The sequence below is a fragment of the Paenibacillus sp. 7523-1 genome (genome assembly GCF_002276415.1).
GTDB classification, from domain to species: Bacteria; Bacillota; Bacilli; order Paenibacillales; family Paenibacillaceae; genus Paenibacillus; species Paenibacillus illinoisensis_A.
Genome location: NZ_NPBR01000017.1, coordinates 281,985 through 303,045 on the forward strand (window position 1 = coordinate 281,985; position 21,061 = coordinate 303,045).

A 21,061-nucleotide genomic window follows, 5' to 3' on the forward strand; every position below is an offset into this window, starting at 1 on the left:
TCTTGACTATTCCATTCCCTTACTGTGATGAATCTCGCGGATCAACGGCACATCCATCCCCGGACGACGAGATCGCTGCTGCAGCGTCAGACGAATTTGCCCGTTCAGGTAGGCATCTGCCTGCAAATCAGCTGAAACTTCCTCCACCGTCAGGTACCGGGTATCCTCTGTATTTGCCAAAGCAATACGAGTCTGTACAGCCAGTTGTTCAACCAGACGTGTAACGGTATGACGGGTGACCCCTTCATCGGGAGTCACAACATGTCCCGTCCACTGCTTTCGCATCTCCAGCGCCGAAGTGCCGGCTGCAGCTGAGCTGTAACCCGTCAATCGCCACAGCACGGAAGGTGCCTCATAACCTCCAGGCCAGACGTCACCATACACGGACCATTCGGAGCCAAGCGCTGACTGTGTCCAGTCCTGAAGCGCAGCCATCCAGGAATCCGGTGTACCTGGAACAGCATGGTCATCGGTGGATTCAGGAATATACATCCCGAACCGCAGACTTCGCGTCAACATGCCTGATCCGGCGTTCACCCGGTCACAGTCGGATGAACCAAAATAGATACAGGTAAACGCTGCACCCTTCTCGTCCTCCAGCCGTACCTGATGAAGTCCTTTTACCAGCTCCGCGGACCACGTTTCCAACTGTTCTGCTCCTCCATCTTCCAGGCGAACGTACGGAGAGATTTTAATAATTCGTCGGTACCCTGCCCAAGCAGACTTGGGCACTTCTTCAGCGAAAGCAACAACCACACAAGGCCCTGTCAGAACCTCACCCTGTGCAGGCACATCCAGCACCCGGCCTTCCCAGGCCGGAACGAGTGCTGCAAGCTTTTGCTTCAGCGTCTGTCTAACAGCCACACTCATTTTGCTTCTTCCTGTAGCTGCAGTGTTTGTTTCACTTTGGATAGACACATTCATTTCGCCCCCTTCAGCTGCAAGTTTGTCATCTGCTCGCATGATGCAGCGGCCATGCGGCAGCGCCTGACTCCCCCTCGATCTCAGTGACTGAGTAAATGATAAATACCGTGATCAATGCCGGACACGAATCACCGCATCAAAAAGACCGGCCTCTTGGCCGGTCTGTACATAAGCGTATGAGCTTTCAGTGTGTGTCCGTTTGCGATTGATCCGATAATACAATCATACACCCTTTTCTACCTAGCGCGGACGGTGAATCGGATGACTTCCGTGCGGTTTAGGGAGTGTCTGGGGCGGAAAAAAGACGAGTCCACGTTTCTCACAATAAGATGAACTGAAGCATTTACACGAGAACGAAGAGTGCAGAATCAGTCTGGAGAAGCAGAGCGGTCGCGTTTATCACCGGATTTTTCCCTTTAGAGAAGGGAATCACAAAAAGCCGGGGATAACAGTGATCGTAAGATGATTCTGCAATCGTAGTGGTCTAGTGTAAAGTTTATAGGTTCATATTATCTCAACGTAACTTGCGGACTCAATGTAATTTCAAATGCACGTCCCCAGATGAAATCCGGATTGGCATAGTCGAGTGCAGCATGGCAATATTTCGCATACAACACATCGCAGTTGCGGATCTGGTTGATCGCCACATTACCTTGAGCAAAGGCCGTTTTGCTTGCGAGACCCGCGGTGTACGTCTGCATCAGATCCCGAAGCAGCTTCTGCAGGTGAGCATAATCTTCCTCGGAGTTGAACAGCACCATATTCTGGTCCGCAAGGGTAGCCACATTGGTATAGAGCGCATGAGCTCTGGAGTACGTGCGGATATCCGCGATCGCTACAGCTTTATAGTAGTAATCTTTCAGGAACCGTTTGAACAGCAATGATCCATGCGCATCTACGGCTTCGTGAAGAGCAGCAGGGCGCTTTTCTGTGGTGACAAAAGCATATCGGGATTGTCCCATGCCTACGGCAAGGCCAATCTTGTTCCCCGGTGTGTTCCAGGCACTATAACCCAGAACCCGGCCGGTATATGGACTGTTCAGCAGTGCTTCCGCTACATCCACATTGGCTGGTCCTTTTCCGACAAAATCAATCAGCACCGCCGGCAATCCTTGCTCACTAATACTCGTTAGCCGTTCAACCGCGGCTTGGACCTGATCCAGCGCCGTAATCGCAATAATCTCGACATCCACACCTGGCTTTGGTCCCGGCTTTCCTGAAGGCCTGTTGGTCATGCGATCCAGTTCCGAGGACATGTTAAGCGAAGTGGTTCCCTCAGCATCTCCTGGGTAAGCCGCATCCGCTACCAGCACCCCGCCTACAATATCAATATGGCGAGCTACATTCTCGTGAACATCCATATATTCATAGGTATTAATAATTGTGGAGCCGTGAGGGCCGTAATAATTCACAGCGTAACGTGTTTTTGCGCCGCCTCGCAGCAGCTGATTCGCCATCCGCGCGACAAGAGCATGACCGAGACCGTCCGCATCCGGAAGGATGATGGCCCGTTCGGGATTTTGTCCGTTAGTTCCCCCCAGCCATTCGTTAATTCGCGCTTCTACATAGTTAATCTCGTTAATCTGAACCCCCTGTGTATTCGCATCGTCGACACCTACAGCGAGGAAATCAATGTACCCTTTGCGGGCCAGCTGATCCAGAATGTACAGGTTTGTTTTGAACTTGTGCTGTCTGGTGTTGTAGTATTGCTCTTTATTGAAAAAAGTCGTTTCACCATACTCCACACCATCTGGCGACAGGTTGTAGCCGTTAATAATGTCCTCAAACTCGGTATAGGCCTGACGCGGCTGCTGCATGAGTGCACGGGACTCGTTGTAGGCGTCGAGCGCAAGACCGTCTGCAAATGACGTGGTCGCCAGTCGCATTACCGTATCCATGACATACACCGGTTTACGCGGATATTTCTCCTTGATCACTTGAATCACATTGAGCAGACGCGTCGTTTCTTCATTGTAGTCCGGATAGGCGTCTCCTCCGTCTTCCCGTAGCTGACGACTGCCAATCAAACCGCCATAGGCCAGCATATCAGATGAGATAATGAATCCATCGACTTGGGCAGCATGCTGCAGAATAAACGTATAAATGTTGGTCGGAATACCATACGTAGGTGCAGACGTACCAAGCAGCGTAGTGCCTTCTGTCATTTTTTCCGAATCGAGTCGGTTTTGAATATCACCCAGGTTCGGCGTAACGATATGGATGCCTGCTGCCTTCCCTTGAACAATGACGTCATCCAAGTTAGCTGGGCGGTCATCCAGTGGAACATACAATACGGTTTTCATATCACGTAACCTCCTGTTTATTAAATTCAGTCTTACATTAAGTACCCGATTAGAGCAGGCTCACCATCACCGCATCAAAAAACCGGCCCTCAGGCCGGCTGTACATTAGCGTATGTGCTATCGGCTGTGTCCCTTGCTGCTAATCCGATAATACAATCTTACACCCTTTTTCCGGCTCTGCTGACGGTGAAAGGTACGGTTTCCGTCTGATTGTCGTCGCCCTCCGGGAGGTAAAAAGTCGGTTCCAAGTGCTCTCTGTTGTGATCATCGAACATTATGCTTATATTGTACGTTTAGTACATATAAACAAGACCGTGTAAAGGGTGGATATCATGAAAACATCGGATTGGTTCTATTTGTGGATAGCCATACCCTGTTATATGGCAGGACCCGTTATGTACACCATGACGATGTACATTCTCTATCAGGAAACGAACGTATGGACTGTCCCCCTTCTTGGATGGACTGCTGCAACATTTTCGTCCGTTGTTATACTGTTTTATCTGCTTACGGTCATCCTCTTGCGTGTGCTAAAGATCTATTTCTTTTGGCTGCAAACACTGCTCTATATGCTCCTATCCCTCATACCCGTGTATATGACTGCTGTTCTTATGGGTTCAGGAACTTCCCGGCTGCCAGGACTTTCTTTTCCGTTCACACCTGATGGCATCCCATTATTAGTGCTCTGGGAGAGTATCGCAGTTATGAGTTCCTGGGGTGTCTGGGCTGCCCACAATCCTTCCATGAAACGTCCCTTCCTACTCTTCTCCGGTGTCATTCTTATCCTGTTTACCCTTGAGTTCTAGCCTCGTTAAAACCAAAAAAGAGCACCAGCCATTTCAGGCAGTGCTCTTCATCATTTATATGTTTGCCATCGCATAACATGCATTCTTAAATGCCCTGAGCGATTGTCTTAACATTTATTCTTACGCAATAATATACCGGAAATTCTCCCAGCTCTCCGGGAACGAATTGCCGTTTCTTGTATGATGATAGAAGCTGAACGGAAATTTGAACACATGGCCTGCGTTCCAGTCGCGGGATCGACGGTCGGTGAGCCAGTATTCCAGCTCGTGCGGCAGAGCCGTCGAACGTTCGGCCGGAACCAGCGGCAGCACGTCAACCGGCGATTGCAATGTCCACTGTCCATCTTCACTTACCGCTTCCCGGCTCAATCGAAGGGCCTTTATCATCGTTAGAAACGGTGGAATTCCTTTGTGGAACAGTGCCGGATAACCCAGTTCATGCAAGATATTGAGTGCATGGCCGTAGGTCAGCATATGACCGATCAGATCATGATGGGACTCGGCCTGATAGATCGCCGGGAAAGCACCCAGCTCATCCAGAGTCAACCTGGACAGCTGCTCCGGTCCGTCAATTCGAGGGAAATCATCCGTATCATCTATCTGCAGACTGCGGATTTCCTTAACCGTTGTGTTCAGCCACGATCTTCCCGGAATGGTCTTCTCAAACGAATCGATCAGTTCCACCATCCGTTCGATATCCTGCGCTGTGCCCCAACCATCCAGCTCGCGGATGGCTTTCAGCGTAAGGGCGCCATAGATTGCTTGGTGTCCAACCCAGTGAAATTCTCCAATTGTACGATCCAGCGCTTCTGTGATCCGCGCCTCGGCTTCTTCCCGTTCTAGTATTTCACCACGGGCAGATTGTGGCTCCTGATCTACTCCGTGTTTGCGAAGCATGGCTTTCGCCTCTGCGGTAACGCTGCCCGCCGCAAGGGAAGACAGACGATTTTCCCGAACCCAGAAATAAGCGGCAATTGCTCCTGCTCCATAGTGGGCATGCCACAGGTCACCTGTACGCTCCCGACTTGAAACGATGACCCTCAGACCCTCTTCCAACAAACGTCGATCCATAACGTCATCACTCCTTCACCGAATTTAAATGTATTACACCATGTTTACATTGTGATTACTTCTATAAAATGAATTAAATCGTGCATATATGCCCGTTTCGCTTTCCAGATTCAATCATTTACCCAAACTGTAGTCTGCCGACACCTTGTACGACAACTTCGAGCGGGAATCGTTGTGCTTTTTGCTCCGAAAAGAACCAGATCCGTTCCTTTTTCACCACAATAAACAGACCACTCACGTCTCCAACCGGGGCAAAGGTTTTACTTATTGCTCTCCATCGGTTTAAGCCCATTCGCTCCAATTCTCCCACTGTGGACAATACATCTTCCGATACAAGCCCTACTTCGCACACTTGCAGCAGATCCTCTGCTGAGAAAGGGCGTTCACTCTTATGATGGGTATTGTGATGAGCAATCAGCTCCAGAATGTTACCAGCGGGATCCTCGAAATAAAGTGAATGGGAATTCCAGTTCTCTGAAAAGGTTTCATCCTCTCCGTCCTGCGTACTGAGCTCTACGCGTGCCGCTGCCCAGGCTTTGGCCTCCTGAAAACGATTCTTCGGAATCATCCAGGCAAAGTGGTAGAAGGGCTCATGCTCCGTCTCGCTGTGGACAAATATCATTCTTGTGCATCCGATCTGCAGTGTAAATGAAGAATCGGAGTCAGAGGTCACCTTCAGTCCGAGCGTATCCCTATAGAAATGTTTAATCTCTTCCAAACGGGCGGTATGCAGCTTTACTTCTTCAAATAGCATATGACTGCCTCCTCTCGATCACGCCCGTCCGTGCAGCTTCTCCCATGTACTCCATGGCACCATACCCATCTCCGGCTTCGCTTCATCCGGAAGCATGGATATAAATTCAAGAGAATGTCCATCCGGGTCCGTGAAATATACCGATACAGCCGGCATCCAGCCGAATACATACAGCTCACCGATATCATCATCAAGGAAGTTGTGCGTTGTAATCCCTTTATCCTCCAGATACGTTACAGCATGCTTCATGTCCTCCAGCGATACGTGAAAGGCAAAATGCTGCCGCTGCACCTGCTCCGGTTCTTTTTCCCACAGCCCCAGCATGGCATTCCCCGCTCCACCAATCCAGTAAAACGAGTTACCGCGATCCTTCTGCCCGTAAGCATGCGGCAAACCGACAATCTGTTCATAAAAGTGATGTGATCTCTCCAGATTCGTTACATTCAAATGGGTTTCAAATATGCCTTTAATCATGTTCATGACCTCTTTCTCAGCTTTCGGATAATTTCCGTGCAGATGTTAATGTTTGGGCCAGGCTCAGGAACGAACCAATCACTCGCTGAATCCGGTCCTCAATGTCCTGGCTGCCTTCATATTCCTCATATCCGTCAAAGGTTGCTTCAAACCGTCTGCGCTGCGCACCCCCAATGGAGATCCATTCCTGTGCATTAATCCCATGCAGATTGCGAACGATAGCCTGCAGCTGTAAAAGAGAGCTAACCCCCACCGCTCCTCCCGCAGAGCTGATCGACAAGACCGGTTTGCCGCTAAAGTGAGCCTGGCTCAGATGATCCAGCGCATTTTTGAGCACCCCGCTGATACTGCCGTGATACTCTGGCGTTGATAAAATAATGGCGTCCGCCGCGAGCATGCGCGAGTTGAGTTCTGCCAGGTTGTGATCCTCTGCCTGCTTCTCATCAGGTGCATAGAATGGAACGGGTGTCTGATACAGATCAAACAAGCTCGCCTCATGACCCTGGTTGCGCATGACTTCGACCGCATATTCCCCTAAACGTGTACTGGTTGCATTCTTTCGGTTGCTTCCTGCCAATACGATGATATTCATCTATGTCACGCTCCTGCCTGTTTTTGGTTGGTATTCCATGATCAACCTTCATCTCTTCTGTCTCTATCTTACCTTGCTTCTTCTTCCAAATCGTCAGCAGATAGACTTAACTTGCAGCACAAAAAAACTCAACCTTTCGGTTGAGTTTCTACGACTTTAGGCTGAGAAGGGGCTCGAATCAATCAGACCCAGCCGTTCTTCACGGCATGGATGGCTGCTTGCGTACGATCGGCTAATCCCAATTTATCCAGCAGATGACTGACATGTGTTTTTACGGTTTTCTCTGTAATTACGAGCTGAACCGCAATCTCCTTGTTGCTGAGTCCCTGTGCAATAAGGGCCAATACCTCTTGCTCGCGGCGGGTCAGCGCATCCAGACTCGGTGAAGTTTCTTCCATTGGCAAAGGCTGCTTAAGTTTCTCATAATCCTGTACTTTCCCGTATGCTGTTGAATCTGTGCGTACAGTATCCTGCGCTTCTAACTGTATGTCAGATGAAGCCATCACATGCATTAACTGGCCAGCCGCTGCAGGGTGAAGCTGAGCCTGTCCTGCATGCACATTCCTTATCGCAACGGCAAGATCCTCGGGTTCAATATCCTTCATCAGATACCCTTTGACCCCAGCCCGCACGGCAGGAATAACGTGATCCTGATCCGAAAACGACGTCAGCACAATAACGCGAATTCCAGGCAAAATCGTACGCAGGCGTCTGGCGGTTTCGATCCCGTCCAGCACAGGCATATGCAGATCCATAAGTACCACATCGGGCTGCAGCTTCTCTGCCTGTTCAATCGCCTCCTGCCCATTGGAGGCTTCGCCCACCACTTTCATATCCGTCTGTGTCGACAAAAAAACGTGCAGTCCCCGTCTAACCATGGCATGATCATCTGCGAGCAAAATTGTAATCGGCATGTTGTGTCTCCCCCTGACATTAACCCAATTCGGACGGGAGTGGAATAACTACCGTAACCGATGTTCCCGTACGGGATGAACTTATAAGATCCAGCTTGCCTCCCAGCGACTGTGCCCGCTCTTTCATAATGGACAGACCCAGTGAACGGGCAGGCAGGGGTTGCTTTCTTTTGGCTCCACCTTTTCCCCGATCCTTCACAATGAACACGGCTTCGGTATCCCCTAGCTGGAGAGTGATATCTGCTGCTGTAACTTCCGCATGTTTGCGTACATTATTCAAGGCTTCCTGTCCAATTCGCCATAACCCCTCTTCTATATTGCGAGGCAGGCTGCGCATGCCGGTTCGGTTGACGACGACCTGCAGCCCCTGGCTCGTTCCATACTCCTGCAGTGCACTTAGCAGACCGGATTCGAGTCCGGCGGGCCGAAGCTGCATGATTAGCGCACGCATTTCCTTCAGAGCTTCTTGGGATAACGAACGGATATCTCTCATGGCTTCAGCCGCCGGATGCAGCTCTGCTGTACCGGACAACATGCTCTCTGCTCCCTTGGCGGTCAACGAGAGCGAGAACAATATTTGGTTTACAGAGTCATGCAGATCCCGAGCCAGTCGGTTTCGCTCCTCCAGGCGGGTTAATTCACGGCGCTTCTCGACGAGTCTCAGACTTTCCCAAGAAGCTGTAATATGTTCTGCCAGCGCATCTATCACCTCGCGGTCTGACAGAAGAGAATCCATTGCCGAACCGAGCTGGGCGACCAGCACCGCTGTTTCCCCAGGAGGGCTGAGTGGTATGGCCGCAGCCAGACCTGAAGACATAACGGCATCGGGAGGCATTGTGCCGCAAACCTGAGACAATTCTACCATCTCGGCTGCTGATATTATTTGGGCGCGATGTGATTGAATCACACGTTGTAGTAAGCGATCTGTCTCCGGCGGTACCTCGTTCACTAGCAATGAGTCTTCCAAGGTACTGGCATGCGCCGATTGTATGCTTAGAGCTCCATTTTTTTGAGCTATCAGGGCGAAAAAAGGCCATTCGTAATGCTGTCCAAGCAGCTTAATCACTGTCCTGGCCATATCGTCAGCATTGCTGCACTCGTTCAGTTCCATCCCCAGCGCTCTGCTGAACTCCCCCAGCCTGGCATACTGATCCGCTCTTCTCTGCTCGCCGCGATATAATCGCATGCGCTCCATGGCACTTCCGATTTGATAGGCTACGGCCTGCAGAAGCGCCAGCTCCCCTTCACTAAAATGCTCTTTGCCTGGTGCGGCAACGTTGAGCAATCCTATCATTTTATCCCCCGATCGCAGCGGAACCGTTGCATGATGGGTGATGTCACGCGTATCTCCCCACTGATGCTCTGTGGCATCCTCAAGCCGTTTACAGTTAATAATATTGACGGCATTATCGAGTCTACCATCCCGGAAACGGTTTACACACCAGCAAGTTCCACAGCGCATGGGCTCCTTGTCTTGATGGAGCAGAGCCGGCGGCAGGTTATAGTCTGATACACATGAATATTCTCCGCCCTCACGAATGAGAAATACCCAGCCTGTCGTAAGTCCTGTCAGCTCCAGCAGCTTGCCTACTACCGTATCCAGCATCGGGCTCAGATCATTGGATGTGTTCAGCGTCTCCGCAATGGTTTTTAGCGTATACATTTCCTGCATTCCGGAATCTTGCGGCATGCGGATTTCTCTCCTTTATTCCATCGAAGTGTTGTTGTTTCATTATTGTATACAATCATTTCAGGAGTTTAAAGGACGAACTTCCTATTGTTTAACCAAGCTTTTGGCGGCTCTTGCGGGATATGGATAGCGGCTCCACATTGATCAGTCCCCGATCGGATAAGGCAAGGGCCATTTTATAGAAGGCACGAGTTCTGATTTTGGTATACGTATCCTTGCTCACAGGCGGATCAAATACATGGTTGTACACCTTGTAATCAAACACGTCATCATCTTTCAGGTACCGTTCACAAACCAGTACCCGCTCCTTCTCACTCAGACGAGACACGATGTAGTCAATCGTATCGCAATACGCCTGACGTGCCCGCTGTACATCCACATTGTAGATCGCCGTTCTGGCGGTCGAATCCCCTGTGACATTGGTAGGCCCATGGAAACGCTCCGTGTAACTCGCTGTGACCATGACCTCACGTTCTTCAAAGGCAATTGTTTTATAAATCCGGTATTTCTCCAGCGCGGCTTCCACAGCCGTTTGCGTTTTGCGTCGATCCAGTTCAGGCAGCAATAATTCCATATTCATTCTCCTCCTTAAGGGTACGGTATAAAAGCAATCTGCTAAGTTTCACTTCATTTTATTAAGGTTATACAGTTTGTTTAGAGAATAACGGCCATTGTCTAGGTTTTCTGCGTTGCCTTTTGGAATCACTTCCGCTGGGCTTGATACCTTGAGCGTTCCGGTTTCCAGTACATAAAAAACGTTCGAATTTAATGTTATGTTCGCATCTTGTTCGTATTTCTATTTGAGGATACCACTTATTGGAGATTAGAGTAAACCTTCATTTTGGGTCATTTTGACGATAAAATAAAACCCTCGCTCCTATTTTCTATACCTTTTGGCATAATTGTTTCAATTCCCTTTACCTAATGGTATATATACGTTATAGTACAGATAATTACAGATCCCTCGTATGAGCGACTTTCTATTATAAATATTAAGAAGGTACTTGAATGTTAATGTGAACATGATTTGCCCCTTAGAAGTGCGAAAGTAGTGAAGGAGACGGAATCGATTCTGAAAAAGCGATAGCGTTCGCATTTATCACCGGATTTCTCCTTTCATAAGGGATCAAAGAAATCTGGGGATAACGGCGATTGGAAGAACGATCCGTATCCGGAACGGGGCACTAGCAGATCATAGGGCATGGAGTGTTTCTTAGTATCTATTTAATACGCTTATACGAATTGAAGGAGTTGGCATGAATTGTGGAGCACGCTTTTGGTCCTTATCTGAAACAACTGCGGGAACAGCAGAGCTATAGCATCAATCAGCTCGCCGAAGCAGCAGGAATCAGCAACTCGCAAATTTCACGCATCGAAAATGGAGTCCGCGGTGTTCCAAAGCCCGCCACGATCCGCAAATTGGCAGATGCCCTCTCCGTTCCCTATGCCGATATGATGAAACAGGCAGGGTACATCGAAGCAGCAAACGCAGCAGGCGACACTCAGGACATCCCCGAATGGGCAACGTATAAAGACCGGCGTGATTTCAAGAAAATGCTGGAGGACGAAGATGATCTGATGTTTGACGGGATCCCACTGGATGATGAGGACAAAAAACGTATCAAGGATGTGCTGACCGGACTATTCTGGGAAGCCAAGCAGATGAACAAACGCAAGAAAAACGATGAACCGGACAGCCGCCAATGAGGCATGGAAAACTGATTACAATGAAGCAGCAGGTGAGATGATATGGACGAGATGGTAACAAAGCTGATTCGAAAACACCGGACCAACTGCCCCTTCAGCATTGCCAGAGCCATTGGAATACAGATCCGTTTCACCAATCTGGGCAAGTCTACCAAAGGGCTGTATTTCCGCAAGCTCCGCCGCAGGTTTATTGTCATTCACAGTGAACTTCCGCCGGAATGGCAGCGGTTTGTATGCGCTCATGAACTTGGACACGACCGATTGCACAAAGGCATCAATCGTTTCTTTTTGGAGGAACACTCCTATTTTGCTCCCGGGAAGCTCGAAAGACAGGCCAATCGTTTTGCCATTCAATTATTGACCTCAGGAGTCATGCCGGAACCTGATGAATCCCTGGAGAAATTCTGTTTACGTACAGGACTGCCGCGCGAAGCGCAGCATTTTTTTTACTCTATATAAGAACATATGTTTCATTCGAATGACCGTTAACTTTATTTCCCAGCCAGTCGATCAGATGTCACTTTCAGGTTACCTATTTTTACGTAAATCACGAAATTTCCTAATCATAGTCTGCTAAAATACAATTTGAGCTGTGCGAGAGCTCAGGCAGATCATATTTTTGGGAGGGTACAGATTCATATGAAAATCTGGAAAACTTACGTTTCACTTCTGCTAACGGCTTGCTTACTGTTTGGCAGCGTAGGAATTGCGGCCGCTGCAACGGATACAACTCCGGGCACGGGTAAACACATTACGATTCTACATACGAATGACACACATGCACGTGCAGTCGAAGCTTCACCTGCAATGGGCTATGCCAAAGTGGCAGGGATTGCTGACAAATACCGCAGCGAGAATCCCAATACCCTTTTGCTTGATGCAGGAGATGCTGTGCATGGAACAACCTTTGCAACACTCGTGAATGGCGAGAGTATCGTCAAGGTCATGAATGAAATGGGCTACCAGGCCATCGTTCCGGGTAACCACGAATTCAACTACGGTTCCAAGCACCTTGTTGAGCTTGCGGACATGATGAATTTCCCAATGCTCAGTGCCAACGTGAAGAAAAAAGATGGAACTCGTCTTTTTGATCCCTACCTCATCAAAGAAGTTGACGGTGTCAAAATCGGAATCATCGCACTGACTACACCTGAAACCATGTACAAAACAAATCCAAAGAATGTTGAAGGTCTTGATATTACTGACCCCGCTGCGGAAGCCAAAATTCTGGTGAACGAAATTCGCAGCAAAGTAGATGTGGTAGTTGTTTTGGGACACCTTGGACAAGATGCTTCCAGTACAGATACTAGCTTCAAAGTGGTAAAAGAAGTTCCGGGTATTGATGTATTCATCGACGGACACAGCCACACCATCCTCCAGGATGGTCTCGTATCCGACAACGGAACACTGATCGCGAGTGCCGGAGAGTACACCAACTTCGTAGGTGTCATCGATCTGTGGGTAGACGGTGGCAAGGTAACGAAGAAACAAGCTACATTGATTGATGAAACAGAAGCCAAAGATATTAAACCGAATGAGAAAGTAGCAGCACTCGTGAACTCCATTCAAAAAGAACAAGAACCTATTCTTGCAGAAGAAGTAGCAAACACAGCGATCCTGCTTGACGGTAAACGCGAACAAGTTCGTGCCGGGGAGACCAACCTGGGTGACCTGCTCGCAGATGCCCTTCGTGACGTCAGCAATGCAGATATCGCACTTACGAACGGAGGCGGTATCCGTGCTTCCATTGAAAAAGGTATCGTAACCAAAGGCGACATTATCACTGTACTTCCTTTTGGTAATCAGGTTGTAACGCTGGATGTAAAAGGCTCTGATGTTCTGGCAGCCCTTGAAAACGGTGTAGCCTCTTACCCGGAACCAAGCGGTGGTTTCCCGCAAGTGTCTGGCATGACGTTTAGTATCGATACTTCAGCTGCTGAAGGCAGCCGTGTACATTCCGTGACGATTGGCGGCAAAGCCCTTGATCCGGAAGCCACGTATACCCTGGCTACAAATGATTTCACAGCCGTTGGCGGTGACGAGTATACCATGTTCAACAAATACACCATCTCCGGCATGTACGGTGCAATGGACGAGGCACTGATTGAATACATGCAGAAGCTTGGCGCTGTGGACATCAAAACAGATGGCCGAATCAAGGAAGCAAAAACACCTGTAGTTGAACCGGAAGCTCCAGAGACAGAGACACCGGCTCCAACTACACCGAAGCCAGAAACGCCAAAACCGGTAACACCAAAACCAGAAACACCTTCAAAACCGACACCAAACAAACCAGCTCCTGCCAAAGTATATGTTGTAAAATCCGGAGACTCCCTTTACTCCATCTCCAAAAAATACAACACAACCTGGCAAGCCCTGCAAAAGTTGAACAGCATCAAAAATCCTCACTGGATTTATCCTGGTCAACAACTGAAGCTGCCTGCTGCTTCTTAAGCAAACCAATATTCGAATAGTGTGACCTGCTCCACAGATCGAATGAATCAGAAGTAATGATAGCAGTATCGGAAAAAGGGTGTTCCTCAAGCCAATCTGGCTGAAGGAGCACCCTTTCTGCTTCTCATTTTAGAAGCAACCATTTATCTTTCCCTTGTGAGCCTTTTAGGCAAAAACGATTAAAATACCTTTGCGGCAAAAATAAATCCTCAAACCTAACCTATCGTACATACACTCTCTGAGTCCCTAATCGTGAACTATAGAAAATATGCGCATAATTGCCACTGCTGCGGGATTTGATCGCTTTCCAGATGAACAAAATATACAAAAATGCTTTGCATATTTGCACGTTTTTCCATACTTCAACCCAATCAGCGGGACGTGTACTTGTCAAAAAGTTAAAATGCATTATACACGATAGTAAAGAGTAGTCATTTTGTACGGCATCATGCATACAATTCTGCTAATTCATATGTCTATAGGCCTTGTTTTAGTGCTTTATTTCAAAATATCCAACAAAAATGGAATATTCCATAATATGCGGACCTATAAAATATGTCTCATTATGACACGAATTTACAGTTCACTGACATTCGGACAAATAAGATTATCTACGGACTAGAGCACTTCCTTGGCATGAGTCAATGCCTCTTCCACACTCATGCTAATCCGCTTGGGTTCCCCTTTACTGGCAAGAGTGTGGGACCCTAATTCGACATTCCGTTCTGCAGCGCCCCGGCCAACCACGATCTGCACAGGCAGACCAATGAGTTCCGCATCCTTGAACTTCACCCCGGGACGTTCATCCCGATCATCTGTCAGCACCGTGTAACCCGCATCCCCTAGCTGCTGTTCAAGTTCCAGGACAAGCTGACGCTGCTGCTCATCTTTCCAGTTCATGGGGATCAGGTGAATCTGATATGGCGCAACAGCTGCCGGCCACCTTATTCCGTCCTCTCCAGCATATTGCTCGGCAATGGCAGCCATCAGACGGGACACTCCAATACCGTAACATCCCATCACCGGGGCACACTGGCGACCATTCCGGTCCAGGAATGAAGCGTTCATGGCATCACTATATTTGGTGCCCAGTTTGAAAATGTGACCTACTTCAATGCCTTTGGTGAATACAAGCTTGGCTCCACATGTAGGGCAGTTATCCCCGTCAGCCGCGAAGCGAATTTGTCGGACTTTGTTCAAGGCAAAATCCACCCCCGGACGAACACCCGACAAATGCATATCGACTTCATTGGCTCCGGTAATAGCACTTCCCATCGCAGCCACATCCGCGTCCACGATAAGTGGCAGATCCAGACCTACAGGTCCCAGAAAACCAATCTTCAAATCCGAACGTCCTGCGAGCGCTTCTTCGTCAGCCAGAATGAGTTCCTCGGCCCCCAATACTTGCTTGAGCGCAATATCATTAACCTCATGGTCCCCGCGAACAAGTGCAGCAATCAGTTGACCATCCGCTTGATAGAGCAGTGTTTTGATGATGTGCTCGGGTCCCTCACCGACGTAGGAACTGAGCTCGGAAATGGTACGAATGGCGGGTGTATGGATTCGAATTAGCGATTGGTCCCCTTCATTCGACCGGGATTCAGCTGTATTCTGGGTTACAGTTCCATTTGTCTGGTATCCAGCCTTCTCGAGATTCGCAGCATACCCACACTGCTTACAGGATACAATCGTATCCTCTCCCACATCAGCCAGTGCCATGAATTCGTGTGTTTCTCCCTGACCGCCGATTGTACCTGCATCTGCTTCTACACGAATATATTCCAGACCGCAGCGCTTCAAAATACGTGAATATGCCTTATTCATCGCCTGATACGTTCGATCCAGTTCTTCCCAGTCGGAAGCAAAAGAGTATGCATCCTTCATAATAAACTCACGGCCACGCAGCAAGCCGAATCTTGGACGCCGTTCATCCCGGAACTTGGTTCCAATCTGATATAACGTGAAGGGCAATTTTCTGTAGGAATTCACCTCATCACGCGCAAGAGCAGTCACCACTTCCTCATGGGTTGGTCCGAGGGCGAACTCCCGGTCGTGGCGATCCTGCAAACGCATTAGCTCAGGGCCGTACTGGCTGTATCTTCCCGATTCTTCCCACAGCTCTGCCGGCTGCATAATAGGCAGCAGTACTTCCTGACAACCTGCACGGTCCATCTCTTCGCGAACGATCCGCTCGACATTGAGCAGTATACGCCGCCCGAGCGGCAAATAACTGTATATCCCTGCTGCCAGCTGGCGAATCATGCCTGAACGAAGCAACCAGCGATGTCCGGCTGCATCCGCTTCTGCCGGCGCTTCACGTAATGTTGGAACAAGCATTTCACTTTGACGCATCCATTCCACACTCCTTATCTTCCTGATCGTTTTTGCAAAATGAGTGGATAAACAGCAAAAAGACACATCCGTCAAGGGACGAATGTGTCGTGGTACCACCCTTATTTAACTGCATGGTTACATTCACTAACACGTCTCGGGTTTCCCCGGGCATGCTGAACAAACGTCCCGTTTCCCCAATAGGCAATACGGAATCATACAGTCCTCTGAGGCGTAACGGGCCCAGTCCGGCGGAGGTTGCAGCCCTGCAGGCATTCTCTTCCGCAGCTCGCGAGGTGGGAATTACGAAGCAGCAGCAGAAACCTCTCACCAATCGGTTCCCTCTCTGATTGAAGCTGGCTGGCGCAATTATGTCCTCGCTAATCGCTGTTATCATTTTTGATCACATTAGTGCATTTGCAAGCAATTGTCAACTACTGCTTTACATGCAGATAACGGGCAGGAAGAATTCGCGGGTGGTGCTGACATCCCGCTGGCTTCCCTGTAATATAGAGAGATAGAGAACATGTATTATTGATAAAGGAGCTTGTCCTATGCCATATATTATTTATGATCTTGAATTTACGGTTAGCCGTAACGCTCGTTACTCTTCTGAAATCATCGATATCGGTGCGGTAAAAGTTACGGAAGGACCTGACGGATTATATGTATCCGACACGTTTAATACTTATGTTCGTCCTTCGAATAAATCGGTGCTGTCCACCGACACCATTCAATTTACTGGAATTACGCAAAAAGATATTGATGCTGCTCCTCTTTTTCCTGAAGCACTCCAAAACTTTATCGCCTGGATGGGAAGCGAAGTTTATTATATGTGTTCCTGGGGACCCGATGACCGCAGCAAGCTGATCTCCCATTGTCGTACACACCAGCTTGATGTTGCCTGGATCACGAATCATAATGACCTGCAGCAGCAGTGGTCGCGAACCGTTCGCAAAGAAGGCAAATTCCGTCAGCTTGGACTAGCTCAAGCACTCGAACTATGCGGAATCGAGTTCGACGGCACCCAACATCGTGCACTGGATGACGCCATCAATACCGCCAAAGTATTCATGCATCAATTCGATCGCTTCAATCTGGAAACCAACTGTGCCGCTGATGATGAAGGCGTTGCTTCCAAAGTTGTGTATTCCAGCAGCACAGAAGACGATGTGAAAGATTCACCCTTCGGTAATCTCGCTCATCTGTTCAAAACCAATGAATAAGCTGTTTGATCTTTCCTCTTAATCATGCAAAAGAACGCCTGTCCACGCTGGGCATTAGCTATACAACTGCTGCCAGCGTTTCAGGCGTTCTTTCATTACACTTCGGTATCCCTCGGGTTCAAGTATCTCTGCCTCCGGCCCATATTGACTAAGCCATCTCAAAAATTCCTGATCTTCAGCCAAAGTGGTCTCCAGCAGTAATGTTCCTTCTGGTTCCATCGTCAGAATGGGACGCACCAAAAATTTTTGCTGCATCACATGTTCAACAGCATCGCGGGAAAAACGGATTTTGAACGAAATCCATTCTTGTTCTTGACAGGCTCCCGACTTGCGGAAATGGGTTTGCAAAAGAAAGTCGTCTTTGCGGAATGTACGAGGCAGAATCCGTACTTTTTGCAGATTCTCTACTTCAAAAACCCTTAGCGCCTCCGAAAGATGACAGTATGCCAACAAATCAAAACGGTACTCACGTGGAATCAAGCAATACGGATCGAGCCGCACCACTTTCTTCATGTTTTGAGTGAGATATTCTGCCTCAATTGTGTTTTGTGACATGCCAGCTTGAAGTAAAGTTACCAGTGAACTGCTTTTCCATTCATCGCCGTCATTCTGCCAAGCAGGCAGCCCTGTTTTAAATAAACCGCCAATCTGCTCTGACCACTCTACCCGCTCCGTTTTGTTCTTCTGATTCGATGCAACCACTTTCTCATAGGCGCTCTCGAAAGCAGGCTTCAGATAAGGACGAATATCATCCATAACCTCCGCCAAATGAGCAAAAGCGTGAGCCTCCTCATCAGACCAGTTGAGCGGATACATGGCAAAGTTGCTGATAAACATGTAACCTCTCCCGTGTCCCATATTGGCGATCGGAATATGCATTGCGCTGAGGGCCTCCATGTCGCGATATATCGTCCTTTCCGTTGTCTCGCATCGCTCGGCCAGCTCCCGGGCTAGAATTCCCGGTTTTGCCTGCACGAGAGTTATAATGCGCATTAATCGGATCAGTCGGTCTGTCATTTTGCCGGACCCTCCACTAAGTTGTCAAAAAATTCGATACAACTCCATCCAATTGTTAATCATGATATATAGTACATTCGACTCACTCTTTATTTTCACCTTTAAATTCTATGTAGAAACATTCATTTTCATATCATTCTCAATAGTCCTTTGTTCCTACTCACATAACATGGTTTTTCCGTGGCTGTTGTACGCTCCACCATATGTGATTCCGTAGTGGTAACGCAGTTTCTCCACAATCTCGGCTTCTTGGTAATAATCCAGATCCTGCTTTCGTGCTGCCTCAATCAACAAGGCATCTGCATGCCTGCGAAGCAGATTGCTTCCCTCTTGTGCACGACCTCTTTCATAGGCCCGCAATGCTTGTTTGATCAACGGCACGGTCTCGCTTAATTTAATCGTCTTCTCCACCTTCGGGTCCTCCGGCTGCCTTAACATCCCCAGGTGGCTTGTATATTGAATATACAATTGCTCACGGCGCAGCAATACTCTCTGACTCTGCTTCACTTTGCGTGTGCTCCAGTAGGCAGAGCATATGGCTGCTTTTCCAGAGACACGAGGGCCCATGGCAAACTCGAGGAGAATTTGTTTACTCTCCCCTTTGTATACATCGCCGAGCCGCAGAATATAGCCGATGTCGGTCTCCTTTGATCGGCAACCATAAATCCCTTTGAGTTCAATTCCAAATTCCGGTTTGAGCAAAAGTTCCATGTCTCTTGACACAATTTTAGGTGCTACTTTCCTAAGTCTTTTGGCAGGGGCCCCGTAACGCCATTCCACCATCATATATACGGGGTCGGCCCCCCCTGTCGGTATGGCCTCTCTGTTCCACGAATAACATACTTCAAAGACTGAGTTCACTGGTAGTCTCTCCCCCGATTTATGTGTATTATCTTATAAGTTATCAGGGTGAATGGACACTATATTGTCACGGAACATACGTTCGCATAATATTTTTACATTAAAATGATTTTACATCCCTAAATCCGTCTAAATTCGACATAAAACGACGAAAAAGCCTGGCATTATGCCAAGCTTCCCCGCTCCATATTTATGACAAGTCCCAACTTACACGGTAGGCTGATTCATTCCCATTTCTGTCATGGATGCTGCCCATTCCGGTTCTCTCACAGGCGCGTAAGTCACGCTGTCAATGATTAGTTTACGCCCGATTGGCTCTCCGTTTACGGTAATCATAATCGTCTTGGTTGGTGTCGTTTGCTCTGTTGTGTACATATATTTCTTCTCCTTTATTCACGATCTTATTCTAAAAATCGGATATATTATTATTTTTTATTATTTTCGTCATTGTGAATGGAAGCACCCGGAACCGGGGTAATGATATTATGTTTAAACTGTCCGCGCGCTGCCTTGAACGTATATTACCCTGGTGCACGCTGAATTAAACAAATGATTCCTCCTGAAAATTTGCAATGCACTGAACCCAACACGTCCCTTTTGGCGTATAATGTAAGAGCCGTATTTCAACAAATGACGACGAATTCGGCAGACGAAAAACCTCACCGAAAGAAGGTGCCAATGATGCCACAACCCATGAAGGGTCATTTCATTCGGGTGTTATTCACCACATGCATTTTATTTACCGTTACGCTGACCTCTACAGTAAATGCAGCTAGTGCCAATATATTCTCCGACATATACAGCGGCTGGGAACGCGTTTCCGAGCTCCCTGGTGAAGTGAACGCCCTGCAGGAAAGCTACCAGCAGACGCTGAACCAACTGAATGAAACCTCTGCTCAATTGGGACAAGCCCAGGCCAATGTCGAAGCATTCAAGGCCCAGAATGAGCAGTTAATAGAACAGAACCAGAAGCTGACTGATATGGTGACAAAACTGCAGGAAGATCAAGATGCCAAAAATGCCACGACCAAACGAATTCAAACGATGATCATCACCGTCATTGTCCTCATATTAGGCTATTTTGTTCTGATTCGCGTGATGCGCTGGGGAATGCGTCGTCGTTCGGGCCGAGCCTAAAAGAACAGGAGCAAGCACATGCACATACACCTGAACACTGCCGAGGCTGGCGGAGCTGGACAAGTGGTAACCTTCTCGCTGATCCAGAATGACCGGCTTCATATTTTGCACCCGCAGCAAATCGTCGCCTTTCGCGGATCGAGCAGCAGCCGCAATGACAAGTTCATGACCATCTCAGGCATGGTTCGCAAAAAAAAGCTGATCAAATCCGAAATTACCGGCCCCTGCCAATTTGTGGCTGCCCTCCCTCCCGGTTTTACCATGAAGGAAGTGGAGCTCACCGAGGAAAGTGATTTGCTGTACGACTTTCGGCATCTCTTCTTTTACTCAGACGGAGTGAACATGCATACCAAGATCCAGAAGATTAAGAACATGCTGATCACTCAGGATGCTGTCAAAATGAAATTTTCAGGCAAAGGCAAGATTGGGCTGTTAACCCAAGGCCAGGTCTGCCAGCAGGAATTACACCCTACCGCCCCGCTTTACGTGGATGCAGGCAGCATCATAGCCTATCCCGAGAATGCCAAGCTCGAACTCACTGTGTATGGAAATAATCTCGCCAGCCAGCATATGAACTACCACTGGAAAATGACAGGACAGGGCTCGGTACTCTTCCAGGCAGGACGGGAGAATAACAGACTCGAACGGGACCTGAATGATGAAGGACTGTTCAAACGCATCCTTAAGGAAGTCATTCCCTTCGGCAATGTAATCATTAAATGAGCCGCCCGGTGATCTCCGCATTTATTACTCATGCGGGGTAGTCACCAGGCGGTTTCGTGTTATAATGGTTCAGACAA

21 protein-coding genes are annotated in these 21,061 nt (G+C 48.4%); 8 read left to right on the top strand and 13 right to left on the bottom strand.

Annotated features, from left to right (window positions below; genetic code table 11):
• Positions 1-6 precede the first annotated feature (6 nt).
• Both CHH60_RS19830 and CHH60_RS19835 read right to left on the bottom strand, forming a co-directional pair.
• Positions 7-963, bottom strand: coding sequence for a hypothetical protein (locus tag CHH60_RS19830; RefSeq protein WP_095360751.1), 957 nt, complete (start codon positions 961-963; stop codon positions 7-9).
• Between the two features lie 470 nt (positions 964-1,433).
• Entirely contained in the window at positions 1,434-3,227 is a 1,794-nt protein-coding gene (locus tag CHH60_RS19835) for a DUF4127 family protein (protein WP_095360752.1), read from the bottom strand.
• A gap of 332 nt (positions 3,228-3,559) precedes the next feature.
• On the opposite strand from CHH60_RS19835, the gene CHH60_RS19840 reads away from it, so the two are divergent.
• Positions 3,560-4,033 (top strand): hypothetical protein, encoded by a 474-nt coding sequence (locus tag CHH60_RS19840; protein ID WP_095360753.1) that lies wholly within the window; start codon positions 3,560-3,562, stop codon positions 4,031-4,033.
• 120 nt (positions 4,034-4,153) lie between these two features.
• Here the strand turns inward: CHH60_RS19840 and CHH60_RS19845 are convergent, their stop codons facing one another.
• The 7 genes from CHH60_RS19845 to CHH60_RS19875 form a co-directional block, all read right to left on the bottom strand.
• Positions 4,154-5,104: a hypothetical protein gene (locus CHH60_RS19845; protein WP_095360754.1), complete on the bottom strand. Its 951-nt coding sequence runs from the start codon at positions 5,102-5,104 to the stop codon at positions 4,154-4,156.
• Between the two features lie 118 nt (positions 5,105-5,222).
• Complete coding sequence (locus tag CHH60_RS19850) at positions 5,223-5,858, bottom strand: VOC family protein (protein WP_095360755.1); 636 nt, start codon at positions 5,856-5,858, stop codon at positions 5,223-5,225.
• 18 nt (positions 5,859-5,876) lie between these two features.
• Positions 5,877-6,332, bottom strand: a complete 456-nt coding sequence (locus CHH60_RS19855; protein ID WP_095360756.1) for a VOC family protein — start codon at positions 6,330-6,332, stop codon at positions 5,877-5,879.
• 16 nt (positions 6,333-6,348) lie between these two features.
• Positions 6,349-6,924, bottom strand: a complete 576-nt coding sequence (locus CHH60_RS19860; protein ID WP_095360757.1) for an NADPH-dependent FMN reductase — start codon at positions 6,922-6,924, stop codon at positions 6,349-6,351.
• A gap of 182 nt (positions 6,925-7,106) precedes the next feature.
• Positions 7,107-7,838, bottom strand: coding sequence for a response regulator (locus CHH60_RS19865; RefSeq protein ID WP_095360758.1), 732 nt, complete (start codon positions 7,836-7,838; stop codon positions 7,107-7,109).
• Between the two features lie 19 nt (positions 7,839-7,857).
• A complete protein-coding gene (locus CHH60_RS19870; RefSeq protein WP_095360759.1) occupies positions 7,858-9,528 on the bottom strand; it encodes a GAF domain-containing sensor histidine kinase in 1,671 nt (556 codons plus the stop codon).
• 91 nt (positions 9,529-9,619) lie between these two features.
• Positions 9,620-10,102: an ArpU family phage packaging/lysis transcriptional regulator gene (locus tag CHH60_RS19875; protein ID WP_095288928.1), complete on the bottom strand. Its 483-nt coding sequence runs from the start codon at positions 10,100-10,102 to the stop codon at positions 9,620-9,622.
• A gap of 686 nt (positions 10,103-10,788) precedes the next feature.
• Here CHH60_RS19875 and CHH60_RS19880 point away from each other — a divergent pair.
• The 3 genes from CHH60_RS19880 to CHH60_RS19890 all read left to right on the top strand — a co-directional run bounded on the left by CHH60_RS19880 (position 10,789) and on the right by CHH60_RS19890 (position 13,689).
• Complete coding sequence (locus tag CHH60_RS19880) at positions 10,789-11,235, top strand: helix-turn-helix domain-containing protein (protein WP_095360760.1); 447 nt, start codon at positions 10,789-10,791, stop codon at positions 11,233-11,235.
• A gap of 42 nt (positions 11,236-11,277) precedes the next feature.
• Positions 11,278-11,694 (top strand): ImmA/IrrE family metallo-endopeptidase, encoded by a 417-nt coding sequence (locus CHH60_RS19885; protein ID WP_095360761.1) that lies wholly within the window; start codon positions 11,278-11,280, stop codon positions 11,692-11,694.
• A 180-nt stretch (positions 11,695-11,874) separates the two neighbouring features.
• On the top strand, positions 11,875-13,689 hold the full coding sequence (locus CHH60_RS19890) for a 5'-nucleotidase C-terminal domain-containing protein (RefSeq protein WP_095360762.1): 1,815 nt from the start codon (positions 11,875-11,877) through the stop codon (positions 13,687-13,689).
• A gap of 618 nt (positions 13,690-14,307) precedes the next feature.
• Here the strand turns inward: CHH60_RS19890 and CHH60_RS19895 are convergent.
• Entirely contained in the window at positions 14,308-16,041 is a 1,734-nt protein-coding gene (locus tag CHH60_RS19895) for a proline--tRNA ligase (protein ID WP_095360763.1), read from the bottom strand.
• A 152-nt stretch (positions 16,042-16,193) separates the two neighbouring features.
• Between CHH60_RS19895 and CHH60_RS29900 the strand changes: the two genes are divergently transcribed.
• On the top strand, positions 16,194-16,370 hold the full coding sequence (locus CHH60_RS29900; protein ID WP_176476137.1) for a hypothetical protein: 177 nt from the start codon (positions 16,194-16,196) through the stop codon (positions 16,368-16,370).
• Between the two features lie 204 nt (positions 16,371-16,574).
• Positions 16,575-17,246 carry a 3'-5' exonuclease gene (locus CHH60_RS19905; RefSeq protein ID WP_095360765.1) on the top strand — a complete coding sequence of 224 codons (672 nt, stop codon included), beginning with the start codon at positions 16,575-16,577 and terminating at the stop codon, positions 17,244-17,246.
• A gap of 54 nt (positions 17,247-17,300) precedes the next feature.
• Here the strand turns inward: CHH60_RS19905 and CHH60_RS19910 are convergent, their stop codons facing one another.
• From CHH60_RS19910 to CHH60_RS29905, 3 genes are all read right to left on the bottom strand, one after another.
• The gene (locus CHH60_RS19910; protein ID WP_095360766.1) at positions 17,301-18,263 is read right to left on the bottom strand and encodes a helix-turn-helix transcriptional regulator; all 963 of its coding nucleotides are present in this window, start codon (positions 18,261-18,263) and stop codon (positions 17,301-17,303) included.
• A gap of 156 nt (positions 18,264-18,419) precedes the next feature.
• Positions 18,420-19,124, bottom strand: a complete 705-nt coding sequence (locus CHH60_RS19915; protein WP_141236674.1) for a hypothetical protein — start codon at positions 19,122-19,124, stop codon at positions 18,420-18,422.
• 207 nt (positions 19,125-19,331) lie between these two features.
• On the bottom strand, positions 19,332-19,499 hold the full coding sequence (locus CHH60_RS29905; RefSeq protein ID WP_170948122.1) for a hypothetical protein: 168 nt from the start codon (positions 19,497-19,499) through the stop codon (positions 19,332-19,334).
• A gap of 306 nt (positions 19,500-19,805) precedes the next feature.
• Here CHH60_RS29905 and CHH60_RS19920 point away from each other — a divergent pair, with 306 nt between their 5' ends.
• Entirely contained in the window at positions 19,806-20,261 is a 456-nt protein-coding gene (locus CHH60_RS19920; RefSeq protein ID WP_095360767.1) for a hypothetical protein, read from the top strand.
• Positions 20,262-20,279: 18 nt separating this feature from the next.
• Positions 20,280-20,984, top strand: a complete 705-nt coding sequence (locus CHH60_RS19925; RefSeq protein ID WP_095360768.1) for an AIM24 family protein — start codon at positions 20,280-20,282, stop codon at positions 20,982-20,984.
• Positions 20,985-21,061 lie beyond the last annotated feature (77 nt).